Genomic DNA, 13,611 nt, shown 5'->3' with positions numbered 1-13,611 from the left:
TTAACTCCTTGCTTTAGCTTAACGTCGCAAACATAACTGCTTTAATGGTATGCATACGGTTTTCAGCTTGGTCGAAAACTTTTGATTGGCGAGACTCAAAAACACCGTCTGCCACTTCCATTTCACTCAAGCCAAATTTCTGGTAAATATCTTCACCAATAGTCGTTAAACGATCATGGAATGAAGGTAAACAGTGTAAGAAAATCGCATGAGGATTAGCCATTGTCATCATAGATTCATTAACTTGATAAGCTTTTAGTAAGCGAATTCGCTCCCCCCAAACACTATCTGGCTCACCCATTGAAACCCAAATATCGGTATAGAGAACATCCGCGTCTTTTGCCCCTTTCTCGATATCTTCTGTCAATGTAATAGAGCCTTCGTTTTCAGCTGCAATTGCACGACATTCCTTCACAAGTTGCTCTTCTGGCATTAAAGATGCTGGGCCACATGCGGTAAAATGTAACCCTAATTTGGCACATACAACCATCAGCGAATTAGCCACATTATTACGGGCATCACCAAAGAAGGTCAGCTTAAGTCCTTTTAAATGACCAAAGTTTTCTTCAACTGTCAGCATATCCGCCAACATTTGAGTTGGATGGAATTTATCGGTAAGACCATTCCATACTGGTACACCTGATTTTGCAGCTAGTTCTTCCACTAATGACTGATCAAAACCACGGTATTCAATACCATCATAAAAACGCCCTAATACACGCGCAGTATCTTCAATAGACTCTTTTTTCCCCATTTGTGATGAGCCTGGATCAAGATAAGTAACCCCCATTCCTAAATCATAACCCGCAACTTCAAAGGCACAACGTGTACGTGTTGAGGTTTTTTCAAATAATAAAACGATATTTTTACCTTCTAAAGAGCGGTGAGGAATACCTGCCATTTTTAATGATTTAAAATATTTAGAAAGCTTTAATAAATATTGAATTTCAGCAGATGAAAAATCGAGTAATTTTAAAAAACTTCTACCTTTAATATTAATAGACATAATAATCCTATCTCCTAATTATTTTGATAATAATAGAGTAAAAAATAGTGTGTTATTTAAAAAATAGAACAATCACCCAATAACGTATGTTATTAGGAAAGATATTTTATATTTTTATCGTGTAGAAAGAGGACTTACCCGTTAAAAACGGAGAAATGGAAGCACTGACGTTGTTTATACATCATAATATGGGCAATACGTCTAATATGAGGTGTTTTCCTATTATTATTTTCCATAATACTAGTACCTTCACTTATAGGTATTAAATGAGGATCCCAGTGAAACACATCGTAATTAATATTAATGTGATTGTTATCTCAATTATCTATTTATGACTAAAATCATTTTCTGGGAAAATAAAGCGTTAATAGTACATTTCATTAACACAAAAATAAAAGAGAGAAATTATATTTATATTATCGACGACTTCAATTAAATGAATAAGATAAAAAAAACACCTAATAAAAAAATCAATTCTATCTATCTATTATTTTATTCTTTTTTTATAATTAACATTAATTATACATTTCAACACTAGAATAATTTTGCCAACATCATCACAGCACTACAAATAATTAAAATTAGTGTTGCATACTGAAATACTTTATCAGGCATTCTTATCAATAGCCATTTAGATAGAGGAATAGAGATCAACGATCCTAAAAATAATATAAGCGCCAAGTGAATATCAGTATGTCCATCCTGCATATAAGCCAGTGCTGACGATCCCGATAACAATGTCGTAGTAAAGATAGAAGTACCAATCGCTTGCTTAATAGAAAGGTTGGCATAGCGTAGCAAGAGCGGTAAAACCACCACACCACCACCAACCCCTGTTGCGCCTAAAATAATCCCAGCCACAATCGCAGGCATTAAGAGTGCTTTAATATTTAAAGGGGCTAGCTTTGTATTCTCAAGCACAACGGGAGGTAATGAGAAAAACATTCTCTGTACAAAGAGTATGAGAGAAAAAATAATCGCACCCACTACAAGCGCATTAATTCCCCATTCTACTTGTTGCTGATACTGCTCTAATGAACCTAAATAATTAACAAAAACACTGGCTAAAAAGGTACTTGGTAGCATTATTCCTAATACCAGCATGGCTCTTTTAAAGGGAATATTACCAAGACGAAAATGCATATAAGATGAAGTAACTTTCATCAACATCGATAATAAATTGGCTGTCGCTACTGCCATTAATGCATTCATACCAAAAAAATACGTCAATACAGGTAAAACTATAACACCGCCACCCACACCTGTTGTGCTAATAATTAAACCAATAACAGCACCTACCGCTAATGTAGTGATAAGTAACATTACTGATTTCCTTGCATAACAGCTTCTCGCCCTTTTAATAAGGCTTTTTCTGCTGACTCACTCGCCAATGTCATATATTTAAAAAACAACACATCAAAAACTACCATCTGTAAAACTTGAGGGGTAATCACCCCCAATTGAGAATGTTGCTCGTCATAAAAATAAGGCAATGTGTAGTCAGATAAACGAGTTGCTTCATCTTGCCCAAAACGAGTCAATGCCACAGTTAAACAGCCTTCATTTTTTGCTGATTTTAGCATCCGATTAATATCCGCAGTATTACCTCGTGCAGTAACTGCTATCGCAAAATCATCCGCTGATAAATTGGCAGAATAAGCCAGTTGAGCATGAAGATCTGAACTAAATAAGACGTTTTTATTCACGCGAATAAGCTTATGAAAAATATCACTCGCGACAACCGCAGAGGCACCAATACCAAACAGAACAATGCGTTTAGCTGAGACCATTTTTTCAGCCAGTAGATCAATACGCTTTGGATCTAACAACGCCAATGAATCTAAAATAGCGCTGGTAAACAGATGCCCTGTTTTGGAAATAATCAATTCAGTCGAGTCTGTTTTCGCTAAATTACCATAAAGAATATCGCCACTGCTTTTCTGCTGCTTTTCTTCTGAAAGGTAATCAATTTTAAATTCAGGATAACCTCGATATCCCATTTGGCGAGAGAAACGGATAACAGAAGCACTACTTACACCCGCTTTAAGTGCCAGCTCAGCCGCATTCATACTGGCGATATTTTCACTATTCTCTAATAGATAATGAGCAATACGTTGTTCTGTGCCTTTGCCTTGTATTCGCAAACTTTCAAGCTTTTTGGTCAGTGTCGACATTCTATTATCCTTTTTATTTCTAACTTATTTCTCTGGATCCGTAAATCCCATTAGCATACTGGCAATAAAGCCGACAATCCATGCACCTAATACCGCTATCAGGAACTTAATAATTTGCCCATCTCCCACTAATGGAATTAATGATAACCCAGCAGTACCAAATGGAATAATGATCCCAACTTGGAAATATGCCATTAATGCCCCACCGGCCGCACCACCAATACATCCCGCCACAAAAGGTTTACCTAATGGAAGAGAAACACCAAATAATAACGGCTCACCAACACCAAAAATACCCACAGGCAATGCACCCATTAATGTTTTCTTTAAACGTTGGTTTTTAGTACGCAAGTAAACCCAAAAGCACGATCCTACTTGCCCCATTCCCCCCATTGCTAAAATAGGGAATAGATAATTTAAACCAAAGGTATTTAAGATTTCGGTATGAATAGGAATTAACCCTTGATGTAATCCTGTTAAGAGTAAAAATAAGAAACTTCCCCCTAACGTGGCTCCAGTTACAACAGCACCACCACCTTGGCTTAATAACGATAATGAGACGCCTTGAGCTAATAACTGATTAAGATAATGACCAATAGGTTGGAATATCATAATTGCGACAAGCGAAGAAACTAAAATAGTCACAAACGGTGTTAAGATAAGATCAAGGCTCTCTTTAACAATACGACGAAACCATAGTTCTAATTTTGAAGAGAATACAACCACCATTAATACCGCAAAAATCCCGCCACTGTTTGGCTGTAATTTCTCACCAAATAAAGTGATATCAGCAAGCCCTGGCATGGCTAATAATCCAGCCATTACCGCACCAATCGAAGTCGATGCCCCTAACTCTTTAGCTGTATTTATCCCGATCATAATAGAGAGATAGGCAAATACCGTACTACCGATCAATTTGAATAATTTAAATAGCTCGGGGAATTGCTCGACCAAACCAGGAGCTACTAAACGAATAATATTAATTAGCCCCATGATCAAACCACAGCCAATTAATGCAGGAATGGTAGGAACAAAAATAGCCGCTAATGTATTTAGCATACGACGAATTGAGAAGCCTTTTTTCACCGGTGTTGATTCAGACACTTCCTCATTACTTGTTGAGTTTTTTTGCATCCGTTTATTCATAATGGAATACACTTTTGCCGCCGTTCCCATTCCGACAATCACTTGATGCTGTTCGCCATTAAATACAACACCTTTAACACCTTCGACTTGTTTTAAAGCATCGGCATTAAATAGCGAGCTATCTTTTAAAATCAATCGAATGCGGGTCATGCAATGTGTTAGGGTTACCACATTTTGAAACCCACCCGCCTGTTTTTCTATTTCTATTGCTAACGTATCGAGATGTTCTATTTTATTAGCCATATAGGTGCCTGCTAAAATGTTGAGTATTGACTCATATTGTTATTAATTAAATAGGGCGAGTTGCTGTTGTAGTGAGCGATAAGGATATTGCTGTGTGATTTGATCAACTTTCTCCACGCTCAGATGAAGCTCATACATCAAAATGGCTTTTCTAGGATGATAATTCACCATTTTTAGCAATGTTCTAGCTCTTTCATTAGAAATGCCACACACTTCACTGACAATACCTTCAGCACGACGTTGCAATTTCTCATTACTTGCAATCACGTCTACCATTAAATTTTTATGCACTTTTCCAAGCTTAGTCATGACGCTTGTGCTTAACATCCCTAAAATCATTTTTTGAGCTGTACCACTTTTCATTCTAGTGGAGCCTGTTAAAACCTCAGCGCCTACGTCTGGCGCAATGGATAAATCTGCAATTTCACTCATCATACTTTTACCACGCGTAGTAATAGATACCGTCAATGCTTTGATTTTTTTACCATATTGTAAAGCTGCGACAGTAAAAGGAGTTCGACCACTTGCCGCAATACCAATAACCACATCTTTATCACAGAGATTACGACGCTGAAGTTCTTCAATTGCGGCTTCTCGGCTGTCTTCAATATTTTCAACCGCTTTTAGCATTGCATCATGCCCTCCTGCAATAATCGCCTGCACTAATGTAGGAGATACCCCAAAAGTCGGCGGGCATTCCGCACTATCTAATACAGCTAATCGACCACTTGTTCCCGCGCCAACATAAAAAATACGCCCTCCTCTTTGTAAGCACTCAGTAATTTTTTCTACGACCTTGGCAATTATAGGTAATTCTTTTTTAACTGCTTGTGCAACAGTCATATCTGCACTATTGATTAATGTGACCAATTCCAACGCACTTAACTCTGAAAATTGGGTTGTTTCTTGGTTACTTTCATTTTTAAGACATTGGCTCAATGCATCTTCTTTCATCACAACAACCTTTGAAATCAAATTTCAAATAAAGCTACATCATATGAAATTACATTTCAATTCTGTTTATCATAATGATGTGAAATAAATCACATACTGCTAGATGTTTTTTCGCAGAGAAAACCTAACAAAATTATTAATCTAATTTAATTGGTTGATTTTAAAGTGGTCCTCTCAATTATCTTATGGGTGAGATAACTGAGAGAATAGAAAGAAATGATTATGAAAAAGGATATTACTTTGCTTGCGACAAAAACTGCCCAAACTCTTCAATACTCGGATAAGAAGATTGTGTGCCTTTTCCAGTAACACTCAAGCCTGAAAACATCACGGCTTTATTTAAAGCTTCTTCAATATTATTAGTGTGAACATAATAATGGGAAAAACAACCAATAAAGGCATCGCCTGCTCCACTGGTGTCTATTGCATCCACTTTAATGGCAGGAATATATTTTTCAATTTCACCATTCATCCATAATGCGCCCTTTTCACCTAATGTGACGATGACATTCTTAAAACCTTTTTGTAGTAAAGAGCAAGCAGCTTCGCGAATTTCATCCATTGTGGTGATTGGCATACCTGTCAATATTTCAAGCTCGGTTTCATTCGGAACAAAAAAGTCACAACGGGCTGCAATATCAAGATCGAGCGCTTTTGAAGCGGGTGCTGGGTTAAATAACACAGGAATATGGTGTTTGTTACCAAACTCAATGGCGTGATAGACCGTTTCAAGCGGGATTTCTAATTGCAGTACAATTATTTTGCATTTTTTCAGGCTATCTGCCGCTCTATCAATATCTTCTGGTGACAAATGTTGATTGGCACCCTTAACAATTAAAATACTATTTGATGATTGGGAAGTCACAAAAATAGGTGCAACACCACTTGTTGTACCTGGTACTTTTTCAACATAGCGTGTATTAATGCCATAAGATCCTAAATTCATGATGGTATTATCCGCGAAAATATCATCGCCGACCTTTGTTAACATCATCACTTTTGAATTTAATTTAGCGGCAGCAACCGCTTGATTAGCCCCTTTACCGCCACAACCAATCTTAAATGCCGGCGCCTCAAGGGTTTCCCCCTCTTTTGGCATCCTATCTATATAGGTGATCAAATCCACCATATTTGAACCAATCACTGCGATATCCATAGCGCCTCTTACTCCTATGTGAAATTTATAAATGTGAAAATAGTGACGTTTTGATAGATATATAACAATATAATGTTATTTTATTATCATTTGTGATTGTTATCCCGTTAAAACAGCACTAATATGTTGGCAAATTAACATTAGTGATAAATAACAATCTTCTTATTAAGGAATATACAATGCGTCCATTAGCTAATTATATCGATCATACCCTTCTTGCTGCAGATACAACTGAAGCACAAATCAAGAAATTGTGTGCTGAAGCAGTAGAACATGGTTTCTTCTCTGTTTGTATTAACACTTCTTACATCCCTTTAGCAAGAACTTGCCTTGCAGGAAGTGATGTAAAAGTATGTTGTGTTATCGACTTTCCATTCGGTGCGGGTTTAACAGCAACAAAAGCATTTGAAGCAGCTGAAGCTATTCGCCAAGGTGCACAAGAAGTCGATATGGTTATCAATATCGGTATGTTAAAAAGCGGTCGTTTAGACTTCGTAAAACAAGATATTGAAGCAGTAAAAGCAGCTTGTGGTAATACAACTCTGAAAGTTATTTTAGAAACTTGCTTATTATCTGACGACGAAGTACGTTTAGTTTGTGAAATGTGTCGTGAGATCCGCGTTGATTTTGTGAAAACATCAACAGGATACAGTACAATGGGTGCCACAGAATATCATGTTGCATTAATGCGTAAAACGGTGGGTGACGAAGTGGGCGTAAAAGCGTCTGGTGGTGTTCGCGATCGCCAAACAGCATTAAACATGATCAAAGCAGGTGCAACTCGTATCGGTGCTAGCGCAAGTGTCGCTATCGCAACAGATTCAGATGCGCCTGAATCAAACTACTAATTATTTAGCGTATATTTTTTGGAGTACGCTATTCGATAACACAAGGATCCCTCGGTGATAGAGACCAAACAGCACGAACGTTTGCGCCGCCTCAGTGAATGTATAAAACGCTCAGGTCGCATACATCTTAAAGATGCCGCGAGGATCCTTGAAGTTTCTGAAATGACAATTAGACGCGATCTCAGTTCTGACGCCGAAAACCCTTTTCCGATGTCATTATTAGGTGGTTATGTTGTTGCATTAGCCCAGCCTCATTCAGGGTTAATTTCAACATCCTCTGATATTATTACACCGGATCAAACTGAAGAACTTCATATTCCAAATCTTGCCGCAGGTATGGTTTCTGACGGAGATGTTCTTTTTTTCGATAATGGGCAATTTATTCCTACACTGATTGAGCTTATTCCCGATAACCTGCATTTCACAGGGATCTGCTATTCTCATCGAGTATTTTTGGCATTAAGCCAGAAAAAAAATGCCACTGTATTACTCTGCGGAGGCGAATATCGTCCTAAAAGTGACTCCTTCTACAACCCTACCCAACCTTCTTATCTTGATAGTATTAATCCTAAAAAAGCCTTTATTTCAGCTGAAGGTGTTCATCTCGATTTTGGCGTTACCTGTTATAACATCGACGATCTTTATATGAAGAAAAAAGCGATGGATAAATCTATTCGTAAGGTCTTACTCACTAAATACCACTATTTTGATGAAGCCGCCACAGGCAATATGGGCGATTTAGCTCAGTTTGATGTTATTATCACAGATAGAAAATTAACGGATGATTACGAAGATTATTGCCGAAAAAGCTCAGTAAAAGTGATTTATTAATTAAAAATAGAGTGCTAACTAAAATAGATAATAAAGAAAAGTTAGTCTTAAATTAAATAAATTATATTTATCTTCTTTTATAAAAATAAAGAAAATTCACACCATTTTTTTAATTGCTAAAGCGAGAAAAAGTGGTTACTATGCCAGCGATTTATTATTTTTCACTTATTTTAATTAACGCAAGGAGGTATCCCATGACAACTACAAATATGAATACTCTTTGCGGACAATCTCAGAAGTAATCCTTTTTTCCTTCTTTTTGCTGTCCGCCAATCAATTTATTTTTTTATCCTTTACATTATATGGATTGGTATATGGACAAGTGTGTTCATTATTTATCTGATAGCGTTTGTTATATCGCATCGGATAATACTTGGATTGAAAGCAAAGCAATCCAACAACTAGAAACAACGGCTCAACTTCCTGATATGACTTATGTGACAGGTATGCCAGACCTACATCCTGGTCGCGGTTATCCTATTGGCGCAGCCTTTTTTTCTGTTAATCGTTTTTACCCTGCCTTAGTCGGAAATGATATTGGCTGTGGTATGACACTCTTTCAAACTGAATTTAAAAACAGCAAACTTAACTTAGATAAAGCAGAAAAACAGTTGAGTGAAATGAGTGATATCGCACCGTCAGAATGGTTAGAAGCACATCTACCGACTGAAATGCAAAACCACCCTTTTGCTGGATCTTTAGGCTCTATTGGTGGTGGTAATCACTTTGCTGAATTCCAACAAATTGACCAAGTGATCAATGAAACCCTTTTCGCTGAAAGTGGTATCAATAAAAAACAGTTATTGCTACTCGTTCACAGCGGATCGAGAGGTTTAGGACAATCTATCTTACGTGCTCATACAGAACAGTTTGGTCATAAAGGACTGGTTGCTAACACCGAAGATGCAAATGAATATTTGCAAGCTCACAATAATGCACTTGATTATGCAAAGATTAATCGTCGCCTTATTGGTGAAAGAATGATGCGCCAAATCCGTACTCAAGGTGAGGTTATTTCTGATGTAAATCATAATCTTGTAGAGCCTTGCGAATTACATGGTCAACAAGGCTGGTTACATCGAAAAGGTGCAACACCGGCACATCACGATATGGTCGTTATTCCGGGTTCACGCGGTGATTACAGTTATATTGTTAAGCCTATTGTGTCTGAATTAAGCCTTCATTCATTACCGCATGGTGCTGGCAGAAAATGGATGCGAACAGAGTGTAAAGGCCGTTTATCACACCGTTTTACACCCTTACAACTTTCACGAACTGCATTAGGTAGCCGTATTATTTGTGCCAATAAACAACTGATTTATGAAGAAGCACCACAATCTTATAAATCAATTGAGACAGTGATTGAAAGTATGGTGAGTATTGGATTAATCGAAGTCATTGCACGTTTAAAACCGGTGATCACCTACAAAACCAGTGGAGAGATGGCGTAATGTTATTACAATTCACCTCTGCACAAGGCCCTGAAGAGTGCTGTTTAGCGGTTGAAAAAGCCTTAAATTACTTTTTGAAATCAACGTTAAAACAAAAAGTTAACGTAATAATCCTTGAAAAAGAGCCTTCACGTTATGGCTTAAAATCTGCGTTAGTGTCTCTTGAAGGTGCTGATGCACAAACTATCGCCCAACAGTGGACAGGTTCAGTACAATGGCAATGCACAAGCACGTTACGACCACGGCATAAGCGTAAAAACTGGTTTATTGGTGTTGCCTGTTTTGAACAACCTGATGAAATTAACGACAAAGAAATTGTCTTTGAAACCATGCGTTCCAATGGCCCCGGTGGTCAGCATGTTAACAAAACAGAATCTGCGATCAGAGCAACACATATTGCCACAGGCATTAGTGTAAAAGTGCAATCAGAGCGTAGTCAGCACGCCAATAAAAAGCTTGCTAAACAACTTATTGCATGGCATTTAGAGGCTTATATGATGAAGCAACACGCCTCATTAAATAGCCAACGCCATATTGCCCATCACCGAGTTATTCGTGGCGATGCCACACTCTGTTTTAGTGGTAATGACTTTGTTCTAATAAACAAATAATGTCATTAATCTAACAAAAGCAAAGCCACGATTTTTAATCGTGGCTTTTTTAAGACAAAAGTATCCTGCAATAAGATTTTTTAAATTAAAAAATCAATAAAGCGTATAGTGAGTTTTAATAAATAAATCTTACAGTTAATACATTTATTTTATTTAATTAATCTTATTTCTTTTAATAACATCACACTTATTTAAATATAAACGTTATTAATACTGATTAATTAAACGGGTGCTGGTGTATTTCTCATTTTAACAGTGAATGTCACTACAGCAGAGGCGACTAATGCAACTATCATAAATATAAATGCACTGTCATAACTGCCACCACTCGCTTTAATTAAGAAGCCCATAACCGGTGCTGAAACAACTCCCGCCATTTGACCACCGAAGTTAACAATTCCTGAAGCTCGGCCCATGATTTTATTCGGGATAGTATCCATTAAAATACCCCAGAACATTGCCATGGCGAAGAACATAAATAATGCTGAAATACACTGATATACAACAGCCATATCCGCACTTTCAACGGTATATGTCATATATAAGAAGCCTGCTGCAATTACTGCGGTAACCATATATAACCATTTACGCTGTGATTTACATTTATCAGAAACATAACCACCTAATAATGTACCACCAGCACCAAATAAGAATGGAATAGCCGCCATTACCCCGGTTTTAGCCAAAGAGAATTCACGAACAGTAATTAAATAACTTGGTAGCCATGTTGAGAATCCCCAGAAGGTAATATCAAACAAAAACCAAATCGCTGCCATTTGCCACAACACTGGCATTTTTAAAACGTCTTTAAAAGGTACGGCTTCAACCGGTTTATCCGTTAATGTACCATCTGCCGCTAATTCATCGAGATCTTGCTGAGTAATACTTGGGTGATCTTTTGGATTATCACGAGTGAAGAAGTAAATACCTGCAGCAATTAATAAACCCGGAATACCTAAAACAATAAACACCATATGCCAGCCAAAAGCACCAATAATACTCGCCGCAACAATAACGGCTAATGCTGGCCCTAAGGTATTTACTGTTGATTGAATGGCCGTTGCACGACCACGCTCTTTAGAAGGGAAATACGTTGAGATCATTTTCCAAGAGGCAGAGGGAAAACAGCCTTCACCAATACCAAATAAGAATCGCACGGCAAGCATTAACGGTAATGTAAACACCATACCCGTTAAGCTGGTAAATACTGACCACCATGCAATACCGATCGCCATGATTTTACGCGCACCAAAGCGGTCAGCTAAGAAACCACCGGGTATTTGGAATGCCGCATAACCGACAAAGAACGCACTGATTATTAAGCCTTGTTGGGTGGTATCAAGATTAAGATCACGTCCAATAAAGGGTAATGAAACACTCATTACCATTCTATCTAAGAATGAAAGTAACCATGCTAACCAAATTAAGGATAAAACGGTATAACGAGCTTTCCATGTTTTCTTCGGTTGAAGGTCTGGAATAATATTTGAACTCATTTTCCTGTTCCTCAGGTAGGGGGAAACCATCACGGTTGAAGAACAACCGTGATAAACAGAGATAAGGTTTAACGTTTAAGAGTGCTATTGTATTGTTATGCTCTTAAAACATGACCACTACAGGCGTAACTTTCGACACCATTAATTAAAGCGATACGTCCATTGACCATCACCAAGTCAATCCCTTCTGGGTATTGGTTTGGTTCAACAAATGTGCCTTTATCAATAATGGTTTCAGGATCAAACATCACAATATCTGCGGCATATCCCTCTTTAATTAAGCCTCTATCGATTAATCGAAGGACTTCGGCAGGTTTACCTGTCATTTTGCGGATAGCTTGTTCCCAAGTGAGGCATTTTTCTTCTCTGACGTATTTCCCTAAAACACGAGGGAATGCACCGAATACACGGGGATGAGGCTTACCTGCACCCATTAGCCCATCAGTACAGACGTTTTGTTCAGGACGGCATAAGAATTTGATCACGTGCTCTTCTGTACCGTAAAAATCCACCATTCCTACCGCATTTTCTTCTTCATATAGCAGATCGAAAGTTGCGTTATACGGATCTTTACCTCTCAATTTGCCTAGCTCTACAAGGCTAAGGCCAACGGCATCTTGGTTTTTTTCTGTTTTAGAACTAGTGACATAAATATTTTCTAACCCTGCGAAATCAATAAAGTTATCCCAACCCGGAATACCTTTTTCGATATCTTCAATCATCTTTTTACGCAGTTCAGGAGAAGCTAAGCGTTCTAATAATTTCTCTGTTCCCCCTGCGTGAACCCAAGGTGGTAAAATCACTCCAAGCATGGTACTGCCTGCCACATAAGGATATTGGTCAAAAGAGATACGGATGCCCTCTTTTTGGGCTTGCTCTAACATACCGAGCATTTCGTCGATTAACCCCCAGTTTTTCTTACCACACACTTTCATATGAGAAATATGCAACCAAACACCAGATGCTTTAGCGATATCAATAAGCTCTTGAGTTGATTCGATAATATCGTCAGCTTCACTGCGTTGATGAACCACAAAAATACCATTGTGCTTCGCAGTAACCTTACAAAGTTCGATCATTTCAGCAGTATCACCAAAGGCACAAGGCATATAAATCAATCCTGTTGATAAACCAAACGCCCCTGCTTTTAATTCACGCTCTAAGATCTCACACATCTTGGCGACATCTTCGCGAGTAGAAGGATTACCTTCTAATCCCATCGCTTCCATTCGGATATTGCCATGAGGCACAAGGTAAGCAAGGTTGGTTGCAGAGCCTCTTGCTTCCAACATCCCTAAGTAACCTTCGGTATTCTTAAAATGCCAATCAATACTGTCAGAATCACCATCTAAACCCGCAATATTCTTGCGCCATGCTGAAATATATTGTTCTGGTAATGGCGCTAACGCGACACCATCTTGCCCTAACAATTCAGTAGTGATCCCTTGGCGGATTTTGGCAGATAAAGCAGGATTAAGCAGAGCAGAAAGATCAGAGTGAGTATGCGTATCAATAAAACCAGGGCAGACTATTTTTCCTGTAGCATCAATAACCTGATCATTTGATTTGACTTCAATCTGACCGATTTTTATTATTTTTCCTTCATTAATCACGACATCAGCTTGAAATGCACTTGCCCCTGTTCCATCAATAACAGTGGCGTTTTTAAATATTGTTTTCATTCTGTTATTTCTC

At 38.0% G+C, this 13,611-nt stretch carries 13 protein-coding genes; 4 read left to right on the top strand and 9 right to left on the bottom strand.

Going from position 1 to position 13,611, the window contains the following annotated elements; genetic code table 11:
• Positions 1–13: 13 nt before the first annotated feature.
• From argF to rbsK, 7 genes are all read right to left on the bottom strand, one after another.
• Positions 14–1,006: an ornithine carbamoyltransferase gene (gene argF / locus GWI97_RS09775; protein WP_036939729.1), complete on the bottom strand. Its 993-nt coding sequence runs from the start codon at positions 1,004–1,006 to the stop codon at positions 14–16.
• Between the two features lie 134 nt (positions 1,007–1,140).
• Positions 1,141–1,242 carry a leader peptide SpeFL gene (gene speFL / locus GWI97_RS18605; protein WP_109372621.1) on the bottom strand — a complete coding sequence of 34 codons (102 nt, stop codon included), beginning with the start codon at positions 1,240–1,242 and terminating at the stop codon, positions 1,141–1,143.
• Positions 1,243–1,540: 298 nt separating this feature from the next.
• A complete protein-coding gene (locus tag GWI97_RS09765) occupies positions 1,541–2,329 on the bottom strand; it encodes a sulfite exporter TauE/SafE family protein (protein WP_036939730.1) in 789 nt (262 codons plus the stop codon).
• Positions 2,329–3,180 carry a MurR/RpiR family transcriptional regulator gene (locus GWI97_RS09760; protein ID WP_036939733.1) on the bottom strand — a complete coding sequence of 284 codons (852 nt, stop codon included), beginning with the start codon at positions 3,178–3,180 and terminating at the stop codon, positions 2,329–2,331. The genes GWI97_RS09765 and GWI97_RS09760 overlap by 1 nt, the downstream gene beginning before the upstream one ends.
• A 24-nt stretch (positions 3,181–3,204) precedes the next feature.
• Entirely contained in the window at positions 3,205–4,569 is a 1,365-nt protein-coding gene (locus tag GWI97_RS09755; RefSeq protein ID WP_087803823.1) for a PTS transporter subunit EIIC, read from the bottom strand.
• A gap of 42 nt (positions 4,570–4,611) precedes the next feature.
• On the bottom strand, positions 4,612–5,523 hold the full coding sequence (murQ, locus tag GWI97_RS09750) for an N-acetylmuramic acid 6-phosphate etherase (protein WP_036939739.1): 912 nt from the start codon (positions 5,521–5,523) through the stop codon (positions 4,612–4,614).
• A 235-nt stretch (positions 5,524–5,758) separates the two neighbouring features.
• Complete coding sequence (gene rbsK / locus GWI97_RS09745; protein ID WP_036939742.1) at positions 5,759–6,679, bottom strand: ribokinase; 921 nt, start codon at positions 6,677–6,679, stop codon at positions 5,759–5,761.
• Positions 6,680–6,858: 179 nt separating this feature from the next.
• On the opposite strand from rbsK, the gene deoC reads away from it, so the two are divergent.
• The 4 genes from deoC (at position 6,859) to prfH (ending at position 10,420) form a co-directional block, all read left to right on the top strand.
• A complete protein-coding gene (gene deoC / locus GWI97_RS09740; protein WP_161751937.1) occupies positions 6,859–7,527 on the top strand; it encodes a deoxyribose-phosphate aldolase in 669 nt (222 codons plus the stop codon).
• A 54-nt stretch (positions 7,528–7,581) separates the two neighbouring features.
• Positions 7,582–8,358, top strand: a complete 777-nt coding sequence (locus GWI97_RS09735; protein WP_036939748.1) for a DeoR family transcriptional regulator — start codon at positions 7,582–7,584, stop codon at positions 8,356–8,358.
• 314 nt (positions 8,359–8,672) lie between these two features.
• Positions 8,673–9,809, top strand: coding sequence for an RNA ligase RtcB family protein (locus GWI97_RS09730; protein ID WP_036939751.1), 1,137 nt, complete (start codon positions 8,673–8,675; stop codon positions 9,807–9,809).
• Positions 9,809–10,420 carry a peptide chain release factor H gene (gene prfH / locus GWI97_RS09725; RefSeq protein ID WP_161751936.1) on the top strand — a complete coding sequence of 204 codons (612 nt, stop codon included), beginning with the start codon at positions 9,809–9,811 and terminating at the stop codon, positions 10,418–10,420. Before GWI97_RS09730 ends, prfH begins: the two co-directional genes overlap by 1 nt.
• Before the next feature lie 221 nt (positions 10,421–10,641).
• Here prfH and GWI97_RS09720 read toward each other — a convergent pair whose 3' ends face one another.
• Both GWI97_RS09720 and GWI97_RS09715 read right to left on the bottom strand, forming a co-directional pair.
• Entirely contained in the window at positions 10,642–11,916 is a 1,275-nt protein-coding gene (locus GWI97_RS09720) for an MFS transporter (protein ID WP_036939756.1), read from the bottom strand.
• 95 nt (positions 11,917–12,011) lie between these two features.
• Complete coding sequence (locus GWI97_RS09715; RefSeq protein WP_036939759.1) at positions 12,012–13,598, bottom strand: N-acyl-D-amino-acid deacylase family protein; 1,587 nt, start codon at positions 13,596–13,598, stop codon at positions 12,012–12,014.
• Positions 13,599–13,611 lie beyond the last annotated feature (13 nt).

The sequence above is a fragment of the Proteus sp. G2300 genome (genome assembly GCF_009915965.1).
GTDB lineage: Bacteria > Pseudomonadota > Gammaproteobacteria > Enterobacterales > Enterobacteriaceae > Proteus > Proteus vulgaris.
Note: the sequence above shows the minus strand (reverse complement) of the source record. Positions and strands in the feature narration are given on the sequence as shown.